We start from the raw sequence: 26,633 nt of genomic DNA on the forward strand, positions 1-26,633 counted from the left end.
AATTAGTCCCTCCAATCTAATGGTTTGATAAAGATAGCCCGAGCAAACCGTTTAAAATTACGAATAGTAATTTCTTTGTACATCAATTGATTTGGGTTGCTAGGAGCTGGTAACATGCAAAAGATTCCGACAACAAAACCAGAAATTAAAAAGAATAGCCCTTTTAATCCCAAGTTGTATGGGAAAATTTGCTTTGCAAGGAAAAAGGTTAAACTGAAAGTAATAATAGCTATAGCTAATCTTTCACCTGTTAAAAAAAGAAATTTCGACATCTTGTGCCGGAAATCGCGTCCTGGAATAAATGTTGTATATGGTGCCGGTTCATTATTGTCATTCATTAATCAAGTCCTCCCAATATTTCGTTTTGACAAGGTTAAAATAACAAATAAAAAAAGCGTGACAAAAAAGTCCGCTTTTTTTTTGGCATTTGACTAATGCTTTATATCTTATATTTAAAAATATTTGGTTAAGAAATGTAATTGGGCCTGCTTAATTAGTAGTCAGATATAATCATATCTATGTTTATGTTTATATTTAGATATAGTTCTACTTTTGTCATATTTACGTTGCAACATAACTATAATTATAATTACACTTATGGTATAATATAAATGTGGTTTAGTTATACATATACCTCGTGACTAAGCCTAGTACTGACCTAATAATTATTTCGTTTTGACAGACTAAAATAAATTAGGTGGTATCTAAACATGAAAATTATTACTTTCTCAGCCTCTAAAGGTGGCGTTGGCAAGACTACTTTATCTTTTAATTACGGCTCTTGGTTAGCTCAACAAGGCTATAAAGTGTTACTCATTGACACGGATTATCAAGCCAATTTGAGTTCAACCTTTGATTTTTTTACTACTGAGAACACTGTTTTTAACATTTTCACTGACGGTATTATCAAACTTCATGAGGTCGCAGACAACTTAACCTTATTGCCGGCTTCACCAAATCTTGATCAACTAGAAACAATGCTACAGTCTCGCGTGAATAAAGAATTTATGATGATGATGTGGATGCAAGATCATCGAGCAATGATTGACAACTTTGACTTTATTTTAATTGACACGCACCCAGAATTTGGCACTTTAACGAAAAATATGATTGCTGTTAGCGATTATGTTTTCGTCCCTATTGAACCTTCTGAGTACGGATTTAATCAGTCTCGTAACCAATTCGACATTCGTATGGAAAAATTCAGGGCTGAAGCAGTTGATTTTATGACTAGGAAAAGTGTTATTGACGCTAAGGTTTACTATATAGCTAATCGAGTAAAGAAAAACACCAAAAGCAGTCAGGCATTTATACGAGTACTTTCTGAGCTTGATGCAGTATTGGCCCTGATTCCAGAACGTGAATTGTTCAATTCATCAACTATTTTAAAAATGCCAATATTTGATATTCCAAATTCAAATAAATTATTAGAGGACATCGTACCTGAATTCAATAAAATTTTAGACAGAACTAAGGAGAATTAATATGTCATTAAACTCAGTTAGCCCAGAAACATTTTCTAAAAACAATAACAAGGAACAAATGGAGAAGGCGTTCAGTGATGCCCCAGAAGTTGAAATTCCAAGTGATTTTAAGTTACCCGTTTCTAATAAGAAAGTTGGAGAAGTTACTAAAAGCTATTCCGTAACACTTTTCCCAAGTGATATGGAAAAATTAATAAAGCTTGCTGAACAGCAAGGATTCGGTAAGAATCGCTCTGCATTCTTGCAGGCATTAATCCGATCATTATAGAAAAAAACCAGTAATTAATTTTACTGGTTTTTTTCATTGGTATTAATTAAATCTCCTAAAATCACTAATTAAAAAAGCACTATGCGAATTAATCACATAGTGTCGTTTTTTAAACATAGTTGCTATTGTACTGTTTTCAAAATCTTTATACTACTACTATGATTTTGTGCTTTTACTGATGCTGTATATGCATCACTCGCAGAATCATAATAATTTCTCGAAGATGCGACATCCGCTAGTTCATCAAAAGTTGAGAATGTTTTTGATGTTCCAAGGTTGCTGACTGGTACTGGATCATTATTAGACAATGATCCATCTGCGTGACCGTCAATAATAAACTCATTCTCTTTAACATAATCATCAAATTCAGCTTGAGACCAAGTGGTTTTATAGGCAATGCCGTCTGAACCTAAAATAACTGGGCCTTTGACTGAATCGAACTTCTTTGCAGATTTAGCAATTGAACTGCTTTCTGCTGACTCAGATGAAGACGCAGAGGATTTAGCACTTATTGAGCTTGCTATTGACGAGCTACTTGCTTTTTGGGCTTGTACCTCAGGACTATTATTATGCCCTTGTATCAACAAGGCCCCAAGCATAACAATAATCACAACCCCTACAGCCAACACAGCAAAAATTACTTTTTTATTTTTTTCCATCATCAGACACCCAAATCCTATTACTTGTATTGTATATAGTTAACTATATCACATTTAATAATATTTTATTTACCTATATTTGGGTTACTTTTTTTAACTGTTAGAGTTGGCTTAGAGGTTATTTTTTCATTCATGAATTGATTAGCTGATTGAGTAGACTTAGCATTTGGGGAACCCACAGGTTGACTTGATGGTGTAGCGCTGTTTAAAGGCTCAGAATTAGATGCTGAAGGCTTTCCAGTAATCTTTTCGTTCATGGCCTTATTTTTCTGGCTAAATGCGTGAGGTGTTGCATGACTATCACCAAAACCTTGTACTGCCTGTTGTCCTTCATTGAATGAATCTTTAATACCAGTTACTTTCTTATTAATAGAATCACTTACATTAGTTTTTACGTTTTTCGCACCTTGGGCGACCTTATCGATTGCAGCACTTGGTAACGATTCAGCCAAATTCCCTTTTCCAGCTAACACAGCCCCTGCAGCACCCAATACTTTAGCTGCTTTTTGTGATTTAGATTTGTTTGACGTACTTCCAGTTGCTGAGCCTGAGTTTGGTGCTGAATTACCGCCACCAACTCCAGCCATAACTTTGTCATTGGTTTCTTTTCCTTTTTTCAAACCATTTTTAATTTGTTGCAATTTTGAGGCTCCACCACTTACTAATCGAGCAGCTGTCTTTCCAGCTCCCAACACTGCTTTAGTGGCTACCGCTGCACCCAGAACACTCTGTGCAGCATTTGAGTGGCCTGACTGTGTTCCAGTAAATTCATCAATCAGTTCCATTCCACCCATCAATCCCTTATAACCAGCAAAGAGGATCGCAATAGACAGAATTGTAAACGGCCACCAGCTCATACCTTTTATGGTATCAAAACCAAATTGAACCCATGCATAGAAGAGGATTAAGGAAATTGGCATCATTGCCATACCTGTTATGCTTCCTTCCATTAGCTGCAAAATTCTTACGGCTTTTTTCCCATGAATATCCCTGAAACCAAAATATAGGATCGATAGTGAATAATAAGCTAATCGATACGTTCTTACCAATATTTCGATTGTTGATAGAACACCAACAATTACAAAAACAATTTCTCCTAAAATAATCCCCATCCAATTAGTTTTCACAACTGGATATGTTTCTGCGAAAGTTTTTCCAGTTGCCCAATTTCCAGATGCTAAATCTTCAACGCCAGAGCCGGAATCTGCTTTCTTTTTAAAAACATCTTTATCTTTATATTTTTTGGAGTCATCAATTGTATTTTCAAATATTGACCCTTTAATAACTGCATCATCGTCAGAATTTTTTTCATTTAAAATAGGAGAATAATCTGAAAGTTTATCTGCTTTTACTTTAAAATCATCATCATCTAACTTTGTTAGGTCAACTGAATTACTTTTCCAAAGTGTAACCACAGGATTTGAGTTTTTAGATATTTCACCATTGACTCCTTTTGCAATGCTTAGCATGCTGCTAATTCCAACAGGTAAAATTGCAATGACAATCATTGATGTTACCAATCCCTTTGGCCAATCCTTTCCTTTTTGACCATTAGTTAATGAAAATTGAAACATTTGAATTGCCATGACTACCCCTAATACCACGAAGCCGATTAGTAGGAAAATCCATATCAAATGACCTAAGTCATAACTTGAAAACACTGATGTTAACTTATCACTAACTCCACCACCGCTAGTTTTGCTTGAACTGGTAAATATTTTCGAGAAATCTACTAAGTCCCATGCTTTACTCCAAGCTGTTTGCACTCCGTCAGCAACATTGTAGAAGAATAGTGCAATCGCATGCATTATCCAAGCAGAAATTGTGATAAAGATATGATTTGTTGGCGTCAGATAATCAATCCATGACTGATAAAAAGCATGAGTTGGCCCACTATCAGGTAACGGTATTAATTTGTCCGCTAAATAAAAATTCATTACTTTCTCCTTTTATTATTAATACTCATCTGGATCTTCCTCAACATCTTCATCTAAAATGCCAGTTAATTGAGTTTGGTTTATTTCGCCATTAATTACTTGAGTTACAGCCCACAAGGCTTTCCAAGATAGTTTTAACTCATTTTGAAGAGTTCGCCTATTAGGGTTATCTAGGAAATATCTACCTGAGAAAACTTTTTGCCAAACATCAGAGTCCGTTGAAACCTCAGTAAGTTGTGCAGCCTCAATAAGCGCTTTACTAGCTAATTGAACTGTTTTACTATCACTATTTTCAGCTAAGAAGGCTTTTCGACTGTCTAACTTAAATGCTTGAACTTCTTCGTCAATTTTTACAACTTCGCGACCTTGTTGACTGGTAATCTCATCAATTGCTTCCTCAACGTCCGTTGCACTCACAGTAACCTTAGGCGTTGGAGTCTCTTCATCATTCGTCGAACCTACTTCACGTTCTAGTTCAAGATAATACGGTGCAAAGTCTGCAAATAATTCTTCATATTTAATTCCGGCCGTCTTACTACGAATTCCAAGGTCAGTTGTGTAGTATTTCAAAGAATATTCTTTTTTCAAAAGGTCTCTTGCGTTGGGTAACTTATAAGGTCCGGTCGCAAAAATTGGTACCGCTTGAATCTTCCTAAATTTTTTATCCAACCGTTTGGCCAAGGGTAGTGTTAGCGACTCGTTGTTTGATAAGTATTGAACTTCAACTGGGTCGAGCAAAGGAACTTTAACCTTGTTCATTTGTCGATTGCCTCGGTCTTGATGATCTAATCCAACTTGTGAGTTAACACTCTCTTCCATGACTTCAATTTCACCTAAAGCCTTAGAGAACTCTGTATTTGTTTCTGCGTTGGGCGTTAAAATATGATTCCAGGTCAATGTATTATCACTAATTTCTTTGACCTCTTCTTTTGTATATTTCAGCTCGAGTTGCGACAATGATTGAAGATAAATTTCTACCATGTGACCATACGTTAAACCACGAGTCAGAAGATTATTGAATCCCGGAATTTTAGGGAACATTGAGAACTCATTTAGCTTATAAAAGATTGGCGTCGTGAGTTTTCGTCTTGTAATATTTGAAGCAATGCTTGTTGTAACGGCATATACCTGGCTGATATAAAGAGTCGCGATAGCAGCGTAATTGTCATTGTCTTGTGGGGTAATAATAAACACTGCTTTAGGCTTTTCAGAATATCGAAGACTTACTTCAGCTTTTGCACCTGGAATTAATTTTGAATCGATACTGTCTACTACCGACTTGATAATTGGCTTCTTTGAATATTCATCAACTATTACTTTGCCATATGCCCGCTCTTGTTCTTTGTGACCGACAACTGTAATAATATTTCCACGAATATGGTGAGGGTTGTTAGTGTCATTAAAAGTGATATTAATTGCCCAATTATTTGGAAACTTAGCCTTAAATGGAAATTGAAACAAGCCACTACGAGTAATGCGAACTTTATCCTCTTCAATGAAATCCTGCTCGTCTTTGGCATTCTGACTGTCATAAAGTCTGATAATACCTGTAAGACCTGAATACTGGCTATTCAGCAAAACTTTAATCATTCTTGGATAAGCCATATCCATTACATTAATTGAGTTTGAAGAAGTTAAACGAGCGATTGACTCACTTGCAAACAGTCTTGTACGAGCTTGGAGTGTAAACATGACAGAAGTTTTTGTATCCCCTGAAGAACCCAAGTAAGCTCCCGCAGTACCAATGATTTCATTTATCATAGGCGTCATAGGCAATTTTTGTAACATCTTCAGATATTTGGTCAAACCATCTTCATCATCGTCTGTAAATTGTGACAGTGAATTAATGAATTGCGGTACACCTGCTGGAGTAACCAGTGATGGATCATTGTTATCAATCGCAAGCTTCAGTAAGATTAAAATCACCGCTTGTTGGGTTGACTCAGCTGTCTTATCCCAAATATCGCCTCCACCTTGATTATTAGCATCTGAACCAATAATTTGTACAACCTTCGCTACCTCGATTTGTGCTTGATCCAAATCACCGTCCATCGCGTAATCCAATGCCATTTGCAAAGGATTAAATGTCTCTGATTCATCGACGTTCATAATGTTAATTGCATGAACGTCAAACCCAGCTTTTCTTAGCGGAATATAACTCATTTTGTAATCTTCGTTCTTAGCATCGGTATCAACAATATTCCAAGGTTGTGTTGAACGACGGTTAATGTCGATTAATGGGTAGCCCCTCATCTGATCCTTACCCGAACGAGTAGCTCCAGTCGTTTTTACGTGTGTAATTTCAGTGTCAACCCAATAAAATCCATGGAAACCACCTTCGACGTTTTCCTGATTCGCATATAGTTTTGGAAATGTTTTTACCAAACTCGGACGTATTTTTCGATACCAAAAAGGGAAAACTTCAGAATTTAAACCTAAAACAAGTTTGAGGACTTGAGTTAGCCAAATTATCGGGTGCATTGCTAACATTCGTAAGTTGTAACCAGATATATGTGCAACTTGTTGTCCTGGCTTACCGTCATAAATTTTATTTCTATCGGGTATCATAGAAAATGCACTGTCAATTTCATAAAAATTGGCAAAGTGGTTACTGTTACGAATCCGATTTCCGTAGAGTGTATACCAGTTATACCAACGTTTAATCACAAAATTAAAGATGGCTAAGCTTAGCACTATCAACCAAGTAATTTGAACATAATAAATGGTATAGTTTTTACCACTATTTGTAATAACCCAGGGCTGAGCCTGAATTACATTTCGGAACAAATTTTCAGGCAAAAACGAATTTAATGAATCAAATAAAAATTTGGTCCAATCGACTGAACTTATACCTGTTTTGTAGTCGATATAGCTTTGCATAGCATTCTGACATAGCTTAACCAGTAATCTAACAATGTTTCCAACAGCAGTGCTTAAATAAGTTACAACAATTGTCGTGATTGAGTAGTAAACAATTTGAAACCACAAGCGCCCACGTAGCCGAACGAAACTTTTTCGTCGTGAGTTACGACGTTTAACGTAGTTACGACGTAATGGATTTCTAAATATCGCCATTTGACTTTACCTCCATTATTTCCGCGTTTGTTCGTCCAACCGCTACCTCCCAAGTACCATAGGTAGTAGTTTCATTCTTACCTTCCACATACGCCTTAGGTCCCTCACCGTAAGCCCTAAAAATGAAGGTATTTCTCTGAGGTTCACCACTAATCCGTTGCAACATAATTGCATCGGCAATCACTGGCTCAATTAGATTATTAATCGTTTCATCTAGAGGGCGAACACCTTCAGAAAGCTCATATCCTTTATCAATTAAGAGGTCAACAACTGGACTAGACGGAACCTTATTTCCCTCACTATCGAGTTCATACCCTTTATCAAACGTCGGAATGTATTTAACAACGTCTTTAGGCCTATAAAGAATCTGGAATCCCTGTTTGTTGGCTTGCTTATTGAGCTTTTGGAGTTTCAAATCAACTACTTGCGCAATATCTGCTCCTTGTAATGGGTGAAACATTATAATATTTCCAATACGTGCAATGAATTCAGGTTTGAAGCCAAAACCGCGCAAAGAACTTTTAAACTCTTCCATAAAAGCTTTTTGGCGTTTAGGGTCATTTTGGTAAGTGGCCCCTTTAGCATCACGAGTTAGAATCAATTCTGCACTGGCATTAGAAGTCATAATTACGATTACGTCTTTGAAGTTGACTTGCCGACCATAATCGTCAGTTAATCTACCGTCATCTAGCACCTGTAGCAATAAATCCATTACTTCTGAATCAGCTTTTTCTGCTTCATCTAGCAATAGAACTGTGTAAGGCATCTTCTTTACTTGCCTAGATAAAACTGATTTAAAACGTGGTACAGCTCTTTCAGCAATCTTATATTCAGACATATCAAGTCGAATCATTGCAGATTCACTACCAAACATTGCTTCTGCTAAGGCTTTAGCCGTTTCAGTTTTACCTACACCAGTTGGCCCTGCAAAGAAGAACGACAAAGGCTTTGACATATCGCCTAAACCGGCAGACCTCGACCAAATCCGATTTACAACTGTACCTATGGCCTCGTCTTGGCCAATAACCCGACTTTTTAAATGGTCTTCTAAAGTTAAAAGTCGTTTATTTACACTTTCTAAAAGGATAGACATAGGAATGTTGAATTTATCATGGACAATTTCTGCCAAATCAGCTAGTTCTAATTCTGAATGACCATTCATTTTAGCCAACGAGGTCGCACCGTCTAGTAAACCAATCGCTTTATCGGGAAAATAACGATCCGAAATATAACGATTAGCAAAGTTTGTGACGTTAACCAAAATTTCGTCTGAGATGTTAATATCTTGTTTTCTACTAAACTGCCATTTAATTGACTTTAGTAATTCCACAGTTTCAGCTTCAGTTAATTCAGGTACAGTAACTTCTTCCAAACGTCGCATTAAAGCGCCATCTTTTTCAATCGTTGCATGAAATTCGTCAATGGTTGTTGCACCAATTACTTGGATTTCACCTCTCGATAACGCAGGCTTTAACATATTAGCTACGTCTTGTAGTGAGCCCTCTTTGGCTCCAGTACCAACTATTTGATGCATTTCATCAATGAACAAAATAAAATCATCTCGATGATTTTTTAATTCTGCAATAAAGTTTCCAAAGCGATAAGCATAATCTCCCATATCAGCATGGCCATCATTAACCCGAGTCAAATCTAGTTTTAAAATATGCTTGCCATATAGTGAATCCTTTTCGTTCGCATTTAACATTTCAACTGCTAAATTCTCAACTATGGCAGTTTTACCAACACCTGGCTCTCCAGTTAATACGATTGAACTTTGAATATCTTGATTTAAAATAGCTCGCATTCTTTTTGTGATTTGCTCACGTCCGAAGGCACGATACCGTTCAATATCTGTCGCGACCTCTTCTGTTAGATCATCAGTAAAATCTGTAAGTTCCATATTAATACCTGCACTTACATTGGAAAATCATCGGAGTCAGCAGTCATGGTATCATCGCTTGGCTCATCTCGTCGGTAAGCATCTAATGTCTTTTTACGGCCCTCACGCGCGTCAATACCAATAGAAGAAGAATCTAAGATAGGTTGTTCAGGTGTTGGTGTCGTTGGGTTAACTGGCTCAACACCGTCAAAATCACCTAAGAAGGTCTCAGCTCCTCGTGAAGCAGCTTGTTTTGGTATCTCTTCAAGTCTAGATTCATCAGCTTGTCGCATAGCTTGCACACTATTGATTAGCTCTGTATCCTCATTAATTTCTTTAATTCTTTCATCACGTAGCAAAGCTGCTTTTTGTAAATCCATATTAATTACTCCCGTTTCATCAATTTGTGATAATCCATCAATGCCTGGGATCTCATCTGCAAAGATAATATCTTCAGTCTTCATTGCTAAAGTTGCTTCTTTTAGAACCCATGCAGGCGGGTTTGCTTGTTCAATTTTAATGTCATAAACATCATTAAATTCTGGATCACCTGCTGGAAACATTGTTGGATAATCAATTTCCCTAACTACAACCACATATTCTTGACCATCTTCTTTAGTACTGAACTGCATGCTGACGTAGCCATTTTTCTTAACGATAATATTGAAGGTACCTGTTAACTCAGTAATCATATTTTGCGACCTCGTTTACTTGTATTGTTTTCATTTTGATTAGTTAAAATGTTGCTGCTAGCCTTTAAAGCTGGATTTTCTGTAACTCTAGCTTTCTCGTAAGACAGTGAATTGTCTTCATATCCTTTAGCTGTAGGATTAGGATTTAAATTGTCTTTTTTTGACCCTTTTGGAACTGTCGTTACTCCATTTGCAAAATTAATGGCACTTTCGGCATAATCAAAACCCTTTAATTCGTAATCGAAATCTGCTTTTTTAAAGTCTGCTGGTTGAATTTTTATTGCGTAAAACACGCCTTTCCCATTTTCAAGCACATTGCCATGTTGATAGGCAAATGATAATTCCTGATCTTTTAACCCCAGATCGTTTGCTAGGAATTTTACGGCAAGTGGTTGCCACGGATTAGCTCCTCTTGGACCACCACCCTTACCCTCTAGTCCGTAAGTATTTGCAACCATTAGAAGATCCACAAACTTGTCACCATATTTGTTGTCAATTAAACCTTCATGACTACGAAGTATTTCCGGCGTTTTTTCCTTCAAAAATCCAAATTCCTGATTAAATTTGCTATTAGATTTTTCAATTTCTATTTCACGTGCCTTCATATAAATAATTTCTCGCATTTCTGAAGAGTAGACTTGTTCGTTCCACCCTCCCTTAATGCTTTTCATGAACTCATCTTCAGCTGCATGGATAACGGTAGCGTTCACTTTTCCAGTTGCATTCAAAAGTGCTCCGGCAGTGGATTCGAATTCATCAGACGTCGATTTTGTACCATTGATAATTACCGTTGTTACTTTCATATCTTCAGGTCGTTGATAAGAAAATGCTTGTTCACCTGCTGGAATATTTAGTTCATCTTTAATAAAGTACTGTGCATCAAGCCAACGAACATCTTTTTTGTCCTGGGCAATCTTGAATAACTCATGCAATTCCCAAGGTTCAAAATATTCAAAAGCAACTCTTTCTCCACGAGTAGACAAAATTTGTGAAACATTATTTTTTAGAAATCCAAATTCAGCTTCAATACTTTCGGGTTGCTTCAAAATTTCATTGGCTTTCAATCCTTGTAACCTTTTGCTAAGTTGAGTTGCCACGTCTTTAAAATTCATAGTAATTACCTCGTACGTCCTTTTGCTGCCATCTTTTCGCTAGATTCATTCATCATTACTTGTTCATTTTGTCTAATTGCCGGGTTTTTCCGGATTGTTGGCTTAGTATCCAATATCTTTGCCATATCGGCATCCAGATTATTTGTAATGCGTGTACTCGCTTGAGTGATTTGCCCCAGTACCAAACCTTTTGGATCATTAATATTTTTCATTCCGTTCGTCCAATCGTGCATATACTTTTCAGACATTTCGCCAGGTTCAATACCAATATGCTTTAAGACTACATAACTAGTCATTTCTGCCTGTAATTCCTTAACTTCCCGAGGAAAAGCATTTCCTGCCGCTGTATTGTGCAAACTAGCATGTCCAACTTCGTGCGCTAGTGTCGCCACTTTGTCTGTCATCGGTAAATCTTGTCGGATAAAGATACGTTGATCAGTTGGGTCCTTTTTACTAGTCGCATAGAAGCCCTTTGCACGACCTGAATTAGATATACGCTCCCTTTCAAAATACTTATCATTATCTTTATCAATGACTTGTACTCCAAGTGTTTCTGCATATTTAGCTAACGATTTATAAGCCGCTTCAACTTGGTCAGCCTCTAAATTGGTTTGTAAGTTAAAACCACGGTTATCTAATAATTTTGGTAAATCAGATTCTTTTGCCGTTGTTTGCTTAACGTCAAACACGGTAATGATTGGGTAATGCTTGAACTCTCCAGTTTGGAGTTTGCCTTCCTTAACCAGAGCCTTCTGCTGTTCAGAAGCCTTACTCATTGGAATTCGATCACCCTTCTCATCAACGATGAATGTGCTTACTTTAGGAGCCCCTAAAATACGCATGGCTTTCTCACCCTTTTTAGGATAGAAGCCTAAATTCTTGAATTGTTTTGCGCCCTTTACATAGCTTGCGTCAGGGTGTTGTGCGTAAATTAACATTGAATTACGAGAAGAATATTCACCACCCTTAGAAATGAAATCTAAGTACTTACGAACTTCCTTTGGATCACGTTGAAACTTAGCCACTTTTGCCATAGCGTCAGTAAGTATCTTTTCATTGGCCTTACGAGTTTGAATCCTACGTTCATCAGGAGTAAGTTTCCGCTCGCCTTTTGAGTTATTCTTTAAGACTTGAGCATCATCTTTGAGCGCGGTACTTGACTTTGCAACTTCTTTTGCAAGCTTGTCTTGCTTGGCAATGTCTTCTAATGAATCGAGCCTTAGCTTACTTTCTTTAATCGAAAATTCATTAATACCTGTCACCCCAGCTTTTAACTGATCGTTCCAGTCCTTACCGCTAACTGGAATTTGGCGAGTGACAGTAAGCATGTCATTATCAAAATTAAAATTGTTTGCAACACGGTAACCTGTTAAATCGTTATCTGTAGCAATCACCAATTTATCAATGACCTTGCCGTATTCTGAATCCATACGCTGTAATTGCTTAAATACCTTTTGGTAACTCGATCCAGATAAAGCCATAACCGTTGTGTTCTCTTTACCCAAAGTTTTAATGTTTTGTTGGACATAACTAAGTAGGTCAATAGGTGCTTCAAAAACAATCAACTTATCAGCACCTGATCCAAATTTCAGATTATAGCCGTATTCACTATTACTACCTCTTTGAATTTTCTTTTCAGTGCCTCGTTTCGAATATTTTTCAAAATTCACAGTCGTACCTTGACGATCAGCTCCAACAATATTGTTATTTTCGTCACGCCAGGGGAAATAAATAGGTGCTTGTAACCTCACCTTTGACTCAGTAGTTGAGTCCTTATATGGCTTCCCTTCAAATGCGTACCCATTTTCAAATAAACGATCAACAAACTTTGGATTCATCTTACGTTCATTAATAAGATAATTTCGACCAATTTCAGTAGTGTTTGATTTTTTGATTTTAGACCAATCAAAATCGTAGTCAGGTTCTGCATTGACTTTATATTTTTCCTTAAAGTCGTCTCCTAACGATGAAGTATTGCGTGCATAATCTAGCCATCTAGATAGTGCTTGCGAAGGGCTCACTCTTTCATATTCACTGATGAAATTACCAAGATCGCCACTAGCTTGGTTGGAATAACGCCGAAATGTATTTTTTTGGGCATCAATTACCAAACTGTCAGGCTCTTCTAACCTGTACCAACGACTTGAGTCTCTCGTATAAGGAATTCTTTTATAGTCAAGATAACCAAGGATTGGCAGTTCTTTTAACTGAGCCCACTGTTCTTTAGTTAATTTGGCCATTTCCAGAAGCCTCCTTAATCTCCACTTGTTTTACAAATTCAAATGCCTTCTTTGTTTCTTCAGATGTAGAAAGCTCACTAGAATTTAAAGTTCGATCATACATATTCTCACTAATTTTGACTGATTTGAGAGTTTTTACTTTTTCAAAAGCAACCTCAAAATCATCAGTTTCTAAAATCTCCAACACCTCAAAACCAAGTGCACGTGCCATGTCTGATTTCAAAGCGTCTTGTTGCTTTTTCTTGGCAGCGACAGCTTTTTCAGCCTTCTTGAGCTCAGTTAAATTCTTACGGTACTTGTTCAATGTTGCTTGAGATACATTTTTTGTCATAATTTCACACCCCTATATATTTTTTAACAGGTTAAAAATAACAAAATAAAAAAGCGTGACAAAAAAGTCCGCTTTTTTTTTGGCATTATTCAATTGTTATAACCGTTTGGCCCCAGACCCCGCAAACGGGGATCAAATTTACTACCGCAAACACCCACTATGACTAATCGTCTTTGTGCCCTCCAATTAATTCATGGGCCAGAGTGTCTAATGAATTAATTCATAAGACACTCTAGTTCAATGTACAAGGGTAAATGCACGGCTAAAGCCGCCCTTGTACATCGAACCGCCCCATGAAATTAAATTCCTGTCACAACGACAAACAATTAGTCACAGCGGGTGTGGCTTGCTGAAGGTCGAATGACAAATATTATTCAAGGGGGTTATTTTAATGGGCACTAGATTTACAGAGAGCTTATTTAGTCGTGCAAAAAAATTTGTTGAGAATGAAGGTAAAAAGCCAATGTTTTTACCCGGCAGAGTTGCATTAAAAGCAGATGAAAAACCGGACAAATACGGCAAATTAACGATTTCTTTATGGGCAGTCAATGATGCACACCAATTAGAATTTAAAATTCGAGAAGTAACACACTGGTACTGTTATCAAAATAAATTTATAAATCTATTCAACGCAACTGACATTATTACGTTTGTGATGAAGTACATTCGATAAATCATTTTGCAAGTTTAGGTATGCACGTTTTACAACTATTTTAGTTAGGAGTTTCTTATGGAAAATAACGAGTCATTATTTGTGTACGTTTTAGAAATGCTTGAAGGTTTGGCTGAAGAACCATACTATTTGCCGTTTGGGTTAGCATTAAAAGCTAAATTAGATAGTAAGAACTCTTATAAATTAAAGGTTTCTCTTTGGCGTACTAACGATGAAGCCGAGTTGACAAAAAAAATTCATGAAGTTGAGCTTTGGTTTTATTGCCAAGAAAATTCTTTCCGTCTTTTTAACGATACTGAATCATTTACTTTCGAAATTGAATAACAAAGAATAGGAGAATTAAAACATGGGCTTAGATATGTGGTTAATGTCAGGAAATGATAAAAAGGCTAAAAAGTTAATGTACTGGCGTAAGGCTAACCAAATTCGAAACTGGATAGTAACACAGGCAAACGCTGATAAAGATTCCAATGTTACCTGTGAGCTTTCAAAGGTAGAACTAAACGCCCTTTTAATTGATATTAAGAGCGTTTTAGATGATAACTCAATGGCTTCAAGATTATTACCAACACAAAATGGTTTCTTCTTTGGGTCAACTGATTACGATAACTATTACTTTGCAGAACTTAAAGACACACTGAAAAATCTGAAACCAATAGTAAACAATATGGCAGAAGATGAAAAACTTACTTATACGGAATGGTGGTAAAAAAATGACTAGAACTCTCTATGATGACTTTGCTAAAGAACCCATAGCAAAAATGTCTCAATCAATCTCAAATATGACCTTTGCTTATAACGAAACTAAAGTCCCAGCTAAGCATTATAAAGCAATGTTAGGTAAACAGATTGAAGAAGTAATGGAAACCGCAACAAGTGTTAAATTAGTTGAAGTTATATACAACACATTAACTAGTTTAAAGAAAGAAAGTCCCCGCCTTTTCTTTCAAGCTTTACTACTGCTTGATTTAGGCATTAAGCCTAACAGTCTGACGGCTGAACAGTACCAAGCACTAACTGTTACTTCTGATATGTATGAAGCTAATAAGCTTCCTAAAGTCTTAGACCGTGATATTTTGAGTTGGTTTAACGATACTATGAAGCATGGCTTAGCGTAATCGCAAGAATAAGTATAGGAATAAGTAATTATGGTTAAAAAGATACCGGTTACCTTTACTTTTGAAGAAATACTCACCAAAGCTGTAACAGTTGAGTTGCCTGAAAGCACTGATTTTTATGAGTTTGCGAAAAAGTATTATCACGCTGAAAAAATCGTTTTAGACAGTGACGATTTACAAGTTGCTTCAGTAATGGCAGAAAGCGAGCAGAACACTTTAGAAGTGTATGATTGGCAAACACTTTATCCTAACTAACTAGGATTAGGGCTTTGCCCTACCTGCCCCAGTCCCCGCAAGCGGGGTTCAAATAAATTCACTCCCAAAGCCACCAAAAATACATAATCTATGTATATCTCACTACCCTGTTCCATTTCCTGCGTCATTATGGCACATGGTGCCGCACTAAGTGTGCAAAGCACACAAGAGCGGAACGTAACACAAGGGCAAGCCTTCGGGCGTACCGCCCCTTGTGTTACTACAACCATATGCCATCAATCCTTGTAAATTCCACCAGGCAGTGAAATCTACTACTCAATAATTTATTTTGAGCTTTAGGAGGGTTCAATCATGGCAACCAAATTAATAAACGACGAAGCAAAATATTTTATCGAACTCTGTGCTGGTAAAACTAAGCAGCAAATTATTGGAGTTGCAGCTTTACTTAGTGACTATCGTTTAGCAGCGTCTAAACGGGACTCGACAGCCTTTGTTAAAAGTCATGAAGCAGCTTATAAAACTGCAGAAACACTTTTTAATTCGATTACTTTTTTTGATACTCCAGAATTTTATAGGATTAACCCATGGGGTTACGAACAGACTAATTATGAAAATATCAAAGTAGTTGGTTCGTATAAAAATACGGTTATCGCATTTAATCAGCATACCGTTTACGCAATTTCTAAAAATAAATATCGTAATCGCGAACCTCATACCTATTTAGATAATCAACGGTTACGGTCGACAAGTTGGTTACGCCCTTACACCAATCAGGAAATTGCAAAGCAAAGTCAAGAGAATATGTATTTGGGGCACTAGAACACTTAGTCATTAGGAGGCTTCATCATGGGAGAACGCACACAATTACTTATCGCAATCAATATATTTGAAAATATGGATTCATTCAACAAAGGTGACAAGCCTTACGACACCATTTACCAAGCCTTTCATTATAGCTGGGGCTGGGGTCGTGTAATGCCTATGCACTTCTTAGACATAGTAATGAGTTTTGCAAAAGGCGTTGTCACTACTAACTCTGGATATAGCAATAATACAATAACCCAAGCTACTCAACTGCTCACACCCGCCGTTCAATTTATAGGCTATCAAGGTGACGCCAATTTTGGCGAGCTGTTCCAAAAAAACAATATCGCAATGAATGAAAGTCAAAGGTTAATATTTAACCCTGATAAATTTGGCAACAATGAACAAGGCTACCAAACCGCCATTTTAAACGTTGTATTTGAGTGTGAGTGTGGCGACTTTCGTTTAATCAATGGTGAAACACACTTTTTCCGTGGAATTTGCCAAGCAAAGGGAAATAAAAAAGCTGGTTTAGCCATCTCATTACAAGAATGGCACAACAGCTTTAGTAATTTTATTGATAATGATTGGTACGTCGGGTATAAGTCATTTATGAAACATTATGAAATTGCGCTAGATACACCAGCTCGCCTATCTGAACTGAACAAAGCCATCAGACCAACTCTAAAATAATAGGGCTTTGCCCTACCCTCCCCAGTCCCCGCAAGCGGGGCTCAAACTGACTTTACCTGCAACTTTTCACTTACTTAATATTTCTTTTTTGCCATCCAAACAATAACCCAATCAGTTGGACTAAGTACTAAAGTACTAAGTCCAACTAGTAAATATAACAAGGGTAAATGCACGGCAAGCCGCCCTTGTTATATTTACTGATTAGGTTATGGTCCTCCTGTCAAAACGAAATAATTATTAAGCAAGTAAAAAAGCTTTCAGAAAGGTTTTTATGAGGTCTATAAAGCTAATGAAAAATAGTGTAAATAAACTCTTCACTCTCGAAGGATACGAGGTTTTGGAAACGTCTAACAAGCATTTTTTTGCTCAAAAAAGTGAAGATACTCAGACAAATTATTTATCTATAACCTTCTTTTCTAAAATATTGAGAATAGGACATTCAGAACAAATATTCTACTTTTCAAATTTGTCGGATCTAATTAAAGCGATTCAACTAGAACAGTTTTTACTAATATGCGGCGAATAGGACAAAATACTATGGTTGAACTTACAATTCAAACTCCTCAGCAATGTTATCAAATTACAGTAGACATCGTTGACAGTAACGTAACTCTGAAGATTACAAGTGAGCACTTTTCACCAACAACTTTACGACTCCACTGTTCTGAACAAAGCATCGCTTTAGAGCAGTACTATTTCTTACTCAGAATCATAGCAACTCAATTTTCAAGAAGTATTGATCACAACGACGTGGTAATGGCTGAAGTATCATTTTTAAACCGATTAAATAATTTAATTAATTGGCTCTCAGAAAGCTGGGAAATAGTTGAATAGAAAGGATTACTTATGACAAATATGTTTTCAAACTACTTAGTAACACTTCAAAATGCAAACCAAGATTCTGCTGCAATTTTTCTAGCTTTATTTTTCATTGGCATCTGTAGTGCATTCCTCTTGTATGGGCTTGTTGAAGTCCTATTTAAGCTAGTCAAATATTTATTCATCTTAATTGGTCGGGATTTCTATTCACGTTATTGGAGGAGAAGAGGTATTCGCGTCACTTTTAAGAATTAGCCCTAATTATGGGCTCATACATATTTTGGAAAGTGGCTGCCGTAAAGATCGCCTTAGTTTCCAACCCCCATTCTATTTGTTCTAAACAACCCCCTTTAATAAATAAAAAATGGGAACTAAGATGAATCTCACCCCGTAGTGGGATTCATACATACTAAAAACTATGGAGGAAAAAAGTATGCTTGCATTAATATTAATCGCTATTGTAGGAATTATTACGGGTGGCTTTTTTGGGCTTCTAATTGGCCTAGTTCATGCGTTCTTCATTCTTAGAAGGTTTACATTCCCGCTCACCTTAGTCATTATTTTATTTCTTATCTTTGGATTGGAAAAATTGCTTGTCATTGCTGGCTTGTTATTACTATTTATCGTCATTGCAGGCGTAATTATTATTAAAGCCGCACTAAACGAAAATAAATAAACTGGAGTATTAACATGTCAAAAATTAATGTACTTAAAGTTAAACCCGAAGCTTTCTTAGCAATTAACAATGGGTCAAAAAAAGCTGAAGTCTGTGTAAATGACTTCAGCTATGAAAATTGTGATTCACTGTTAATACTGCCTTATTCAAAGGTTGATAAAACCTATTTAAACTATGACCCATTTGAACACACATTTAAGAAAATAACTCAGCGACCAATTTTTTCAAACGGAATTCTAGTTGATATAACTTACGTTGACCCAATTGAAAAATCTGACAATTTGGTTGTTTTAAATTTTAAGAAGATTACACAATACAAACGTAGGAGCTTTTTGTTGGCAAAGTTAGAATATAGTTTTAAACATATTTCAGTGTAAACATAGTGGCAATTAGATAATCGTTACAACGTAGCTATACTATAATCATGTTATGTTTAACTTCTAATTAATGAGAGTTATATTTAACAATTTTGATTTGTGACTGTAATTCAGATAGTACAGTCTTTGCCCTTAATCTATCTCTACGTACCCATTCTGCATAACTTTCCAGTAACCTTAAAATAGCTAGTTTTTGAGTATATACTACTTTTTCTTTCTTTTTTTTCCATAATTCTATATTAGCATCATCTTTTATATACGAATCATTATAATAAAAAATGAGATTAACATCTCTTGAGTTTAACAAATCTACGTCATTAAATACTTTATAAAAATATCCATAATCCGCCCTGCCAAGTGAATGTCCAAAAAATACAATATTTTTCACCTGACTGTTATCTATCTCACCAAAGCGTTTAGCAGATGACTCACTTAATGTCCTGAATGCTTTAGTAAAGTTAACTTCAGTTTTATTGGGATCAATATTGGCATTATCAATTCCAAATATAATTGGGTTATCTTTATCTGATATCTTACCGTGGACATTTTTTGAATAAATTTTTTGAGGAGAAGCTTTTGCAATCGCATTCGAAACCAAATGTCTATATAGGTTTGGTTGAGTATAATTAAAATTCAAGAGATTTATCTCAGTTCCTTCAAATTCTCCTGAAACGTTAGCAAATATTTTAAATGCCTGTTCAGCATAATCTGCTGTAACCGTTTCATAACTATTTTCATCTAATTGTGGCACTAAAATTCTCATATATTCTTTAAATCTTTCTTGAAATAAAGTTAATTGCTCATTTAACCACTCTAAAATTTCTGAATCATACAACATAGATAACTTTGTAATCTTTGTACCAATTTTTCCAGTACTTGAAGCCCAATAAGAAAAAATTAAAAAAGCTTCATCAGAAGAATGGCCTAGTTCATTCACTTTTCCAATTTTATAGTTATAAAAATTTGTAACATCAGCAATAAATGAATGGCTTGTATTTACAATATTTTCGATCAAAGATTCCACATCATACCAATTTTCAGTCGAATTACTCTTAAAAATCAATAAAATCTCCCAGACAGACATTTTTTTATCATTGATTTTTGTCATTAGTTCATCAAGACTTTGTGCAGTAATATATGGATTAATGGTACTAACAGCTTGCCCATAATCATAATTTTTAAGGCGTTTAGATATTTCTTTACTAAGGTTTTTGAGAACATTTAATTTTGCATATTCTTGATCATCGATTTTATCTTCATCAAATAATTTTCCACATTTTATTTCTAAAAAATCAGCATAACTTGTTTTTAATTTAGCTTCTAAATCAAATCCATTACCAATAATTAATAGATCTTTTACTGGTTGTATTTTTTCTGTATCTTGCATTTTAACCTATACCATTTCTACTTAACATAACTGCTATTATTAATAGTTGTTGATTTACCGACGTTTATAGCTTGGGCTGAAATTCAGTCGATTCACAAACTGATTTCAGCCTTTTCATAATCTTCGTGACGTGTACCCCCAAAAAGTTGTAGTAAATTCTATAATTTTTTGGGGTAATTTATTATGCAAAAGCATTCCGCACAAGAAAAAATTGATGTTGTTCATGAATATTTAGAACACCTAAGCACTCTCACAAGTTTATCAAAAAAACATCGCATGAGTGTTGAATTAATTAGATTATATGTTGCAGTTCATAAAGGACGTGGCGACGTTGGATTACTATGCCCGCCAAAGATGACACCTGAGCTTCGTCTACAAATCACTGAATGGTCAATTGAGAACGATGCGACTCCTGAAGAAATTGCTGAATATTTTATACTAGTTTTGGAACAGTTTCTAAGTGGAAGAAAATGTACGAAAAAGATGGTCCGCTTGGCTTAATTAGAAAGAATTCAGGAGTTAAAAAAGAAACTATGAAGTCTAATAAAGATTTCTTTCAAAGTAATGAACTTACAAAGTTAAAAGTCGAAAACACACGGTTAAGGATTCAAAATGAAGCTTTAAATTATGGTTACTTCATTTTGTTTAAATATTTGAGATTAGAGTAACGATTAACAAACTATTACACGGGAATGTTTCTTCTTTAAAATTAGGTTCTATTTTCAATCACAAAATTTTTTCCTAGGCTAAATGATAATTTTAATCGATCAGCTACGCCTTCCAATTCATTTTGAGATAGCTCTTTGCCATTTATATTTGGTATTTTAATCTCGACACCGGCGATGTGGAATTGAGAATTTTTACGTGTTGATTTTCTAATTTTGATTGTTTTTGACAGGTCAAGCTCGTCCTTGAAATGAAGTAGCGTTTGTAAGATAAATGTGTATCTTGCAATGTCGTAGATATCAACCTTTCTCATTGAATCAAGTTTAAACATCATTCCTGAATATATATAGCCGGTAATTATTAGTGCGGTGATAAATTCAAACGGATTATTCGAGTACCCTTGTTCTAGAATATCGACTGCAGCAGACGCTAGATCAATATTTTCATTTACTTTTATTGCATCAGGATTACTATATCCAGCGTATACAGTTGATGGGTGTAGTTTATTTTTAATATCAAGTAAAAATTCTTCTTTTTTATCTAGATAGTTTATCAAGATAGTTTTATTCACATCGTTCCCTGCTCTAGCATAGCCTCTTCGCATGACTTTAGTTCTTTCACTAGCAGGTGCTGGAGATAGCGTGAGAGATTTTTTAACTAATAGTTCTGGTGATGTTTGAAGTTCAGTGGTTAGGAAATATTTATCTAATTCGCCGAACCATGTGGAATCAATTTCTGAAAAATCACTCTGTTCTTTATAGCCGACCTGTCTGGCTATATTATTATTGTTGATGTATTTCGCGTCTTTATGTGTGTGTCCAAAAATTTGCCAAAAATCCCCTTTTAAAATCCTTCGATCTGTTTCCACATTCCACCAGGAATCTTGTGGGGCTTGCGGGAAATCTCTTGTAACTCTCATTGGCCAATGGGTTACGATTAATAATGGGTTATTTTCGTGGATTTTATCCTTAGCAAAATTTACCCATTTATTGTGGAGTTCTGCAATATCAGTTGTATTCCAGTTCTTGACTAAGTTTTGTGTGATTTCTGGAAGCACGTTTGTGAAGTCTGATGTGTCAGCAAAAAAATTTGGTTTATAATACCAGGAAAAACCATCTGTTACCTCTGTGGTAAATTGATGGTCATAACCAAAGTTGGTAAAACTCGAATCACCAATAATGGTTAATTTTCCAAGTTTATATGAAACACCTGTATGTAAGAAATGTGCGAATTGATTTTTTTTTGTCATTGTTTCAATATATTTAATGACCTCTTGATAGGATTTTGGGGCTCGAATACTCCAATAATCATGATTGCCGAGAACGAAGTATGAATTAATGTGTAAGCCTTCCAGCTTCATAATAAATGCTAATGTAAGTTCATAGTCATCATATAGATCACCTGCAAATATAAACGTGTTTGAGTTATTTTTAATCAAATATTTGATTAGGTTTTCCTCTCTCACGGTAATTAGATTCAGATTATCATTTTTAACATGATCAATATGTAAGTCGCTTATGTACCTGATGTGGTCAGTAAAATCTAATGCTTGAATAATCATGCTGTTACTCATAACTAAAATCCTTTCATATTCCATATAAATTATACATCACATACTTGTTATTTTTATATAAATATTTAATGCTATCTTTGGAATCGAAAAAATTTCACAATAAAAAGGCCAGGGTGCAAATAAATACGTCCTGGCCTTTTTATTGTACATACGTGGAATATTTTGTTGACGAAAGTTAAATTTTACTTTTAAATACTGGTCGCGAATTTTCATACCATGCAATCTTTAATTTGAAAATTTTTGAAAACAGTCTTTGATATATCTTCCAGATAACAATTAATAAATAGAATAAGATGAGCCAACCGAAGATAAATAATGGGTTTTCATCAGACGTGCCAAGTATTCCTAATCCCAAAATTCCGAGTATTCCAAGAATGATCGAACAAGATAATGAAAAAAAGATTCTCATTAGTTTTTCTTTTTTTGTCAAATTTGAAAGTTGTGTTATGTAATCAAAAGAGTTTGGAATGAAATCTGGGAATGGTATACGCCCGCCTTTTCCATTAGAAACAGTTTTTCCCTTCGCCGTTGAACGATATCCCAAATAATTTGCGAGTGCATAACCTAATTCAGTCATTATTTGCCAAATTAGTGAGCTTAACATCAACCCAAGAACCGTGTTAGCGAATGTTGAGAGATACATGCATACGACAATAGATTGAAATATACACCAAAAAAAGACAATTAGTTTCAATGTTTTTTCAGCAACTTTAGGTGTTGTGTCAACGTTCATTTAAATATTCCTACCTACGTTTAAATAATCCTATATCTTCAATATCTGTCCATTTTTTAAATTTTTTCTCCCATCATAAAATGAAATACCTTTCTGATCCATCTTAAACGTAGTATCGTTATTATTTAAAAGATCTGTTATATCTTGCAGTCCAACCCGTATAAGTCCCAGTGCAAGTATTATCTGTTTCGATTATATTTTCTAATTTTAAGGTCATAAACATTGCCCTCAAGTAAAGAATAGCATCGTAACTACCATGGCACCACTACAAATCATACATATAAAAGTTACTATCAATATTTAATGAAATAAATATCATTAAATTTATACATAAATGATGTACTCATTGATAGATATATTTTAACACTTTAATTGAACAAGATGACATTTGGAGATGAAATAATGAATAATACTCAAAGATTACTAAACGATTTTTTAGAAAATCCACCAGCATTTATAACGCTATTTATATTCATTATTTTGCAATTTATTATTTATTTTTATCTAGAAGGTACATTAGAAAAGAAACTTTTTAAAAATAATCTGAATATAGATACGTTAAAGTCTTTCTTTACAACGTGTTCTATACTACTAATTCCTAGTGCTTTTTTGAGTGTAAATTTACTTCCAGATGTTTCAATTCTACCAACTTCCTACAATACCGGCATACCTCTTCAAATGTTGCCTTTTTTATATTAATCGGGTGGAGTTTATATTTTTCGAATTTCAGAAAAAAACTGTTGAAATTCAAAAAAGAAAATTAAATAAAAAAGAAAAAATTTTATTAGACGCAAAAGAGAAAAAAATGAATCACAGGTTATTCTTAGCCATTGCTTTGCTTGTCATCTTATTCATGTTTATTGGATATATGACTAATTCCTAATATATAATTTGTACACTTCCACTGCTCCTATACTAAAAATATAGACCAATTTTATTCGTATCTGTCAATTTTTAGTATAGTAGTTTTTTATGAAAAGACGAAAGACAACAAAATAGTATTTCTCTGATTTTAAAGATTCTATGATTAAATTTTATTATGCGAGAAAATCATTTAGAGAATTATCTATTCCATATGAGGTATCTTTTGATTCAATTAGACACCGGGTTATACAAGGTACTCCTGTTTTTAAAGATGCAACATGCAGAATTATTACAGATAAAGAATTTAAAAAGCTCAAATTCAAAGGAAGAATTAGAAATTTTAGAAAGAGTGGTAATCCTACTCGCAAAATATTCTATATTCAAATAGATCTAAACCCCAAAAATAAAAATCCGTAGTTGGTTTGCTTACGGATTTTTTTGACTACTTTAATGAAATTTTTCTTTAGTATACCAATATTTTGGTATACTAATTTTACTACAACTTTTGGGGTACACCTCATCGTATACCATTGATTTTTAGGTCACTTTCACAATCTAGACCATTATTTTAAAACTAGCCCACATTAACCTTTCAAAGTTAACGGCACTATCTCCAATATACACATTTTCGTCATCGAAGCCTAGCACTAGTCCTTCAATAATTGGCGGCTTTAGTCCAGTAATGGTTTGTGCACGTTCTTGAATCTGGACCTGTCTATGTTTCGCGTAAGCTTCAAACAAAATTTTACTGATTTCCTCAAGTGACATTTCAGGCATGGCTTTTTGTTGTATCTGAGCAGCACGTTTGGCTGAATACTTACTAACATCTTCAGTGTGGTCAGACAAATAATAGCCCTGCCATTTCACCATGCCACGATCCTGGTAGTCGTGTTCAAAATAGTACTTAGCGCGTTCAAAGGTAAATTGTTCCTCGTCATTATCCATACGCATTACCACCATTGTGACCACCAACAAGCCCAGCACGGTTAATCATCGTACCACCTTGGCCCAAAGAGGATAATTTCACTAATGAAGTGACGCCGTATTTTGCTCTAATCTCGTCAATCGTTTTTTCTAATAAACTAGCTTCAACCTGTTTATTGGGTGCGATAAATAAATCCATTTGTTCATGCCCATCAGGTGTTAATTTTCCAGCAGAAACCCCAAGATTTCTAACCACTTCTTTATCATAGTGTGCATCAAATATTTGCCAAAGAGCTTGCACGATTGGTTGCGAACGATTAGTGCTTTCTATTTTCATTTGTGCACTGAAACCTGAACGGTTACTATCCTGGCTTGCTGCATAGGAAAAGCCCACATAAAGTGACACGACACCCGTATTTTTATGTTTAGCTCGCAATCTCGAAGCTACTTGCTCTCTAATCTCGCGGATAACATTTTCAATCTCTGAGCGCTTAACATAATCGCGGGGTAACACCTGGCTATTAGAAATATTACCGTCTTTAACATGGTACTTTTTGGCTACAATGCTGCGATCAACTCCCCATGCAAGAGCAAATAACTCTTCACCGCGAATACCCAGCTCTTTCTTTAGATAGTAAGGATTCATTCGAGCTAAGTCTCCCATGCTGAAGACACCAAGTTTATTTAACGTCTTAGCTGTACGCCGACCAATACTCCACACTTCATCTAATTCTTTGATTGGCCACAACTTTGTTGGTAGGTCTTCAAACGACCATTCACCAATTAAAGAATGGTTATGTTTGGATTCAATGTCCAAGGCCATTTTAGCCATCGCAACGCTGTCACCAATACCAACCGTAAGGTACAACCCAAGCTTTCGCTTGACATGAAGTTGAATAATCCGTGCCAGTTTATGCATGGTTAAATCATTACCAAATTTAGATTTTAAATAGGTCCAACTTGGCGTTAAATCTAAGATTGACTCGTCGATTGAATACAATTGCAAATCATCTTCAGCTACATATTGACGGAAAATATCGTTAACTTTCTTATTCATTGCAATATATAAGTTCATACGTGGATTCACAATAATCAAACGTGGATCCTTTGGTACGTCACGTTGGCGCATTACGTTCTTAACACCTAACTCTTTTTTTGCTCTAGGAGAAGCTGCTAAGACCAGCCCGCCATTCGTATTTTCTTGCCGGCTCATAACAACCAGAAAGGATTTTAAAGGATTAAGCCCTAACGAAACACTTTCGACACTAGCGTAAAAGCTTTTCGAATCAATTAGCATTATTTTACGTCTTTTTTCATTTTGTACTACGTTCGAAACGTCCATAATGTTACCACCCGATTAGTTTTAAATTAATATAATTAATTGTATAACAAGTTTAAACATGAACGCAAATCCCTGGAAATTAGGTTTAATA

28 protein-coding genes are annotated in these 26,633 nt (G+C 35.3%); 14 read left to right on the forward strand and 14 right to left on the reverse strand.

What is annotated here, in order from left to right; all coding sequences use genetic code 11:
- Positions 1-2 precede the first annotated feature (2 nt).
- A complete protein-coding gene (locus TT13_RS11195; protein WP_145912366.1) occupies positions 3-338 on the reverse strand; it encodes a hypothetical protein in 336 nt (111 codons plus the stop codon).
- Positions 339-710: 372 nt separating this feature from the next.
- Between TT13_RS11195 and TT13_RS08095 the strand changes: the two genes are divergently transcribed.
- Positions 711-1,484: a ParA family protein gene (locus tag TT13_RS08095; RefSeq protein WP_027699513.1), complete on the forward strand. Its 774-nt coding sequence runs from the start codon at positions 711-713 to the stop codon at positions 1,482-1,484.
- A 1-nt stretch (position 1,485) separates the two neighbouring features.
- Positions 1,486-1,752: a hypothetical protein gene (locus TT13_RS08100; RefSeq protein ID WP_027699514.1), complete on the forward strand. Its 267-nt coding sequence runs from the start codon at positions 1,486-1,488 to the stop codon at positions 1,750-1,752.
- 122 nt (positions 1,753-1,874) lie between these two features.
- On the opposite strand, the gene TT13_RS08105 is transcribed toward TT13_RS08100, so the two are convergent.
- The 8 genes from TT13_RS08105 to TT13_RS08140 form a co-directional block, all read right to left on the reverse strand.
- The gene (locus TT13_RS08105) at positions 1,875-2,411 is read right to left on the reverse strand and encodes a hypothetical protein (RefSeq protein WP_027699515.1); all 537 of its coding nucleotides are present in this window, start codon (positions 2,409-2,411) and stop codon (positions 1,875-1,877) included.
- Positions 2,412-2,476: 65 nt separating this feature from the next.
- The gene (locus TT13_RS08110; RefSeq protein ID WP_027699516.1) at positions 2,477-4,348 is read right to left on the reverse strand and encodes a pLS20_p028 family conjugation system transmembrane protein; all 1,872 of its coding nucleotides are present in this window, start codon (positions 4,346-4,348) and stop codon (positions 2,477-2,479) included.
- Between the two features lie 18 nt (positions 4,349-4,366).
- Positions 4,367-7,423, reverse strand: coding sequence for a type IV secretory system conjugative DNA transfer family protein (locus tag TT13_RS08115; protein WP_052348598.1), 3,057 nt, complete (start codon positions 7,421-7,423; stop codon positions 4,367-4,369).
- Positions 7,410-9,323 (reverse strand): AAA family ATPase, encoded by a 1,914-nt coding sequence (locus TT13_RS08120; RefSeq protein ID WP_052348599.1) that lies wholly within the window; start codon positions 9,321-9,323, stop codon positions 7,410-7,412. The genes TT13_RS08115 and TT13_RS08120 overlap by 14 nt, the downstream gene beginning before the upstream one ends.
- 14 nt (positions 9,324-9,337) lie before the next feature.
- Complete coding sequence (locus TT13_RS08125) at positions 9,338-9,994, reverse strand: hypothetical protein (RefSeq protein ID WP_027699517.1); 657 nt, start codon at positions 9,992-9,994, stop codon at positions 9,338-9,340.
- The gene (locus tag TT13_RS08130; RefSeq protein ID WP_027699518.1) at positions 9,991-11,106 is read right to left on the reverse strand and encodes a hypothetical protein; all 1,116 of its coding nucleotides are present in this window, start codon (positions 11,104-11,106) and stop codon (positions 9,991-9,993) included. The genes TT13_RS08125 and TT13_RS08130 overlap by 4 nt, the downstream gene beginning before the upstream one ends.
- 5 nt (positions 11,107-11,111) lie before the next feature.
- Positions 11,112-13,346, reverse strand: a complete 2,235-nt coding sequence (locus TT13_RS08135; RefSeq protein WP_052348600.1) for a toprim domain-containing protein — start codon at positions 13,344-13,346, stop codon at positions 11,112-11,114.
- Positions 13,330-13,677, reverse strand: a complete 348-nt coding sequence (locus TT13_RS08140; protein WP_027699519.1) for a hypothetical protein — start codon at positions 13,675-13,677, stop codon at positions 13,330-13,332. Before TT13_RS08140 ends, TT13_RS08135 begins: the two co-directional genes overlap by 17 nt.
- Before the next feature lie 391 nt (positions 13,678-14,068).
- Here TT13_RS08140 and TT13_RS08145 point away from each other — a divergent pair, with 391 nt between their 5' ends.
- The 10 genes from TT13_RS08145 to TT13_RS08200 all read left to right on the forward strand — a co-directional run bounded on the left by TT13_RS08145 (position 14,069) and on the right by TT13_RS08200 (position 19,053).
- Positions 14,069-14,350, forward strand: a complete 282-nt coding sequence (locus tag TT13_RS08145) for a hypothetical protein (RefSeq protein ID WP_027699520.1) — start codon at positions 14,069-14,071, stop codon at positions 14,348-14,350.
- A 57-nt stretch (positions 14,351-14,407) separates the two neighbouring features.
- Positions 14,408-14,674: a hypothetical protein gene (locus TT13_RS08150; RefSeq protein WP_027699521.1), complete on the forward strand. Its 267-nt coding sequence runs from the start codon at positions 14,408-14,410 to the stop codon at positions 14,672-14,674.
- A 22-nt stretch (positions 14,675-14,696) separates the two neighbouring features.
- A complete protein-coding gene (locus TT13_RS08155; RefSeq protein ID WP_027699522.1) occupies positions 14,697-15,059 on the forward strand; it encodes a hypothetical protein in 363 nt (120 codons plus the stop codon).
- A gap of 4 nt (positions 15,060-15,063) precedes the next feature.
- A complete protein-coding gene (locus TT13_RS08160; RefSeq protein ID WP_027699523.1) occupies positions 15,064-15,468 on the forward strand; it encodes a hypothetical protein in 405 nt (134 codons plus the stop codon).
- A gap of 30 nt (positions 15,469-15,498) precedes the next feature.
- The gene (locus TT13_RS08165) at positions 15,499-15,723 is read left to right on the forward strand and encodes a hypothetical protein (RefSeq protein ID WP_027699524.1); all 225 of its coding nucleotides are present in this window, start codon (positions 15,499-15,501) and stop codon (positions 15,721-15,723) included.
- A gap of 312 nt (positions 15,724-16,035) precedes the next feature.
- Entirely contained in the window at positions 16,036-16,503 is a 468-nt protein-coding gene (locus TT13_RS08175; RefSeq protein WP_027699526.1) for a hypothetical protein, read from the forward strand.
- 27 nt (positions 16,504-16,530) lie between these two features.
- A complete protein-coding gene (locus TT13_RS08180) occupies positions 16,531-17,181 on the forward strand; it encodes a hypothetical protein (RefSeq protein ID WP_027699527.1) in 651 nt (216 codons plus the stop codon).
- A gap of 537 nt (positions 17,182-17,718) precedes the next feature.
- Complete coding sequence (locus tag TT13_RS08190; RefSeq protein WP_027699529.1) at positions 17,719-18,015, forward strand: hypothetical protein; 297 nt, start codon at positions 17,719-17,721, stop codon at positions 18,013-18,015.
- A gap of 418 nt (positions 18,016-18,433) precedes the next feature.
- On the forward strand, positions 18,434-18,676 hold the full coding sequence (locus TT13_RS08195) for a hypothetical protein (RefSeq protein ID WP_027699530.1): 243 nt from the start codon (positions 18,434-18,436) through the stop codon (positions 18,674-18,676).
- Positions 18,677-18,690: 14 nt separating this feature from the next.
- Positions 18,691-19,053 (forward strand): DUF3850 domain-containing protein, encoded by a 363-nt coding sequence (locus TT13_RS08200; RefSeq protein ID WP_027699531.1) that lies wholly within the window; start codon positions 18,691-18,693, stop codon positions 19,051-19,053.
- 67 nt (positions 19,054-19,120) lie between these two features.
- Here TT13_RS08200 and TT13_RS08205 read toward each other — a convergent pair whose 3' ends face one another.
- Complete coding sequence (locus TT13_RS08205) at positions 19,121-20,440, reverse strand: AbiH family protein (protein ID WP_027699532.1); 1,320 nt, start codon at positions 20,438-20,440, stop codon at positions 19,121-19,123.
- 183 nt (positions 20,441-20,623) lie between these two features.
- Between TT13_RS08205 and TT13_RS08210 the strand changes: the two genes are divergently transcribed.
- Complete coding sequence (locus tag TT13_RS08210; protein WP_027699533.1) at positions 20,624-20,941, forward strand: hypothetical protein; 318 nt, start codon at positions 20,624-20,626, stop codon at positions 20,939-20,941.
- 208 nt (positions 20,942-21,149) lie between these two features.
- Here the strand turns inward: TT13_RS08210 and TT13_RS08220 are convergent, their stop codons facing one another.
- Positions 21,150-22,667 carry a metallophosphoesterase gene (locus TT13_RS08220; protein WP_027699535.1) on the reverse strand — a complete coding sequence of 506 codons (1,518 nt, stop codon included), beginning with the start codon at positions 22,665-22,667 and terminating at the stop codon, positions 21,150-21,152.
- A gap of 187 nt (positions 22,668-22,854) precedes the next feature.
- Positions 22,855-23,412: a hypothetical protein gene (locus tag TT13_RS08225; protein WP_027699536.1), complete on the reverse strand. Its 558-nt coding sequence runs from the start codon at positions 23,410-23,412 to the stop codon at positions 22,855-22,857.
- Between the two features lie 381 nt (positions 23,413-23,793).
- Between TT13_RS08225 and TT13_RS08230 the strand changes: the two genes are divergently transcribed.
- Entirely contained in the window at positions 23,794-24,111 is a 318-nt protein-coding gene (locus TT13_RS08230; protein WP_190279649.1) for a hypothetical protein, read from the forward strand.
- A 720-nt stretch (positions 24,112-24,831) separates the two neighbouring features.
- On the opposite strand, the gene TT13_RS08235 is transcribed toward TT13_RS08230, so the two are convergent.
- On the reverse strand, positions 24,832-25,221 hold the full coding sequence (locus TT13_RS08235; protein WP_027699539.1) for a hypothetical protein: 390 nt from the start codon (positions 25,219-25,221) through the stop codon (positions 24,832-24,834).
- Entirely contained in the window at positions 25,214-26,542 is a 1,329-nt protein-coding gene (locus TT13_RS08240; protein ID WP_045477004.1) for a Y-family DNA polymerase, read from the reverse strand. Before TT13_RS08240 ends, TT13_RS08235 begins: the two co-directional genes overlap by 8 nt.
- Between the last annotated feature and the right edge of the window lie 91 nt (positions 26,543-26,633).

This window comes from Weissella oryzae SG25, from assembly GCF_000691805.2.
In the GTDB taxonomy this organism is placed as follows: Bacteria; Bacillota; Bacilli; order Lactobacillales; family Lactobacillaceae; genus Weissella; species Weissella oryzae.

Coding starts and splice junctions, on each gene's coding strand:
- TT13_RS08180 (WP_027699527.1), top strand. CDS start 16,531: ATGGGAGAACGCACACAATTACTTATCGCAATCAATATATTTGAAAAT.
- TT13_RS08140 (WP_027699519.1), bottom strand. CDS start 13,677: ATGACAAAAAATGTATCTCAAGCAACATTGAACAAGTACCGTAAGAAT.
- TT13_RS08230 (WP_190279649.1), top strand. CDS start 23,794: ATGACATTTGGAGATGAAATAATGAATAATACTCAAAGATTACTAAAC.
- TT13_RS08100 (WP_027699514.1), top strand. CDS start 1,486: ATGTCATTAAACTCAGTTAGCCCAGAAACATTTTCTAAAAACAATAAC.
- TT13_RS08115 (WP_052348598.1), bottom strand. CDS start 7,423: ATGGCGATATTTAGAAATCCATTACGTCGTAACTACGTTAAACGTCGT.
- TT13_RS08130 (WP_027699518.1), bottom strand. CDS start 11,106: ATGAATTTTAAAGACGTGGCAACTCAACTTAGCAAAAGGTTACAAGGA.
- TT13_RS08190 (WP_027699529.1), top strand. CDS start 17,719: ATGGTTGAACTTACAATTCAAACTCCTCAGCAATGTTATCAAATTACA.
- TT13_RS08220 (WP_027699535.1), bottom strand. CDS start 22,667: ATGATTATTCAAGCATTAGATTTTACTGACCACATCAGGTACATAAGC.
- TT13_RS08175 (WP_027699526.1), top strand. CDS start 16,036: ATGGCAACCAAATTAATAAACGACGAAGCAAAATATTTTATCGAACTC.
- TT13_RS08200 (WP_027699531.1), top strand. CDS start 18,691: ATGTCAAAAATTAATGTACTTAAAGTTAAACCCGAAGCTTTCTTAGCA.
- TT13_RS08235 (WP_027699539.1), bottom strand. CDS start 25,221: ATGGATAATGACGAGGAACAATTTACCTTTGAACGCGCTAAGTACTAT.
- TT13_RS08105 (WP_027699515.1), bottom strand. CDS start 2,411: ATGGAAAAAAATAAAAAAGTAATTTTTGCTGTGTTGGCTGTAGGGGTT.
- TT13_RS08150 (WP_027699521.1), top strand. CDS start 14,408: ATGGAAAATAACGAGTCATTATTTGTGTACGTTTTAGAAATGCTTGAA.
- TT13_RS08205 (WP_027699532.1), bottom strand. CDS start 20,440: ATGCAAGATACAGAAAAAATACAACCAGTAAAAGATCTATTAATTATT.
- TT13_RS08135 (WP_052348600.1), bottom strand. CDS start 13,346: ATGGCCAAATTAACTAAAGAACAGTGGGCTCAGTTAAAAGAACTGCCA.
- TT13_RS08125 (WP_027699517.1), bottom strand. CDS start 9,994: ATGATTACTGAGTTAACAGGTACCTTCAATATTATCGTTAAGAAAAAT.
- TT13_RS08225 (WP_027699536.1), bottom strand. CDS start 23,412: ATGAACGTTGACACAACACCTAAAGTTGCTGAAAAAACATTGAAACTA.
- TT13_RS08110 (WP_027699516.1), bottom strand. CDS start 4,348: ATGAATTTTTATTTAGCGGACAAATTAATACCGTTACCTGATAGTGGG.
- TT13_RS08095 (WP_027699513.1), top strand. CDS start 711: ATGAAAATTATTACTTTCTCAGCCTCTAAAGGTGGCGTTGGCAAGACT.
- TT13_RS08210 (WP_027699533.1), top strand. CDS start 20,624: ATGCAAAAGCATTCCGCACAAGAAAAAATTGATGTTGTTCATGAATAT.
- TT13_RS08155 (WP_027699522.1), top strand. CDS start 14,697: ATGGGCTTAGATATGTGGTTAATGTCAGGAAATGATAAAAAGGCTAAA.
- TT13_RS08195 (WP_027699530.1), top strand. CDS start 18,434: ATGCTTGCATTAATATTAATCGCTATTGTAGGAATTATTACGGGTGGC.
- TT13_RS08165 (WP_027699524.1), top strand. CDS start 15,499: ATGGTTAAAAAGATACCGGTTACCTTTACTTTTGAAGAAATACTCACC.
- TT13_RS11195 (WP_145912366.1), bottom strand. CDS start 338: ATGAATGACAATAATGAACCGGCACCATATACAACATTTATTCCAGGA.
- TT13_RS08160 (WP_027699523.1), top strand. CDS start 15,064: ATGACTAGAACTCTCTATGATGACTTTGCTAAAGAACCCATAGCAAAA.
- TT13_RS08145 (WP_027699520.1), top strand. CDS start 14,069: ATGGGCACTAGATTTACAGAGAGCTTATTTAGTCGTGCAAAAAAATTT.
- TT13_RS08240 (WP_045477004.1), bottom strand. CDS start 26,542: ATGGACGTTTCGAACGTAGTACAAAATGAAAAAAGACGTAAAATAATG.
- TT13_RS08120 (WP_052348599.1), bottom strand. CDS start 9,323: ATGGAACTTACAGATTTTACTGATGATCTAACAGAAGAGGTCGCGACA.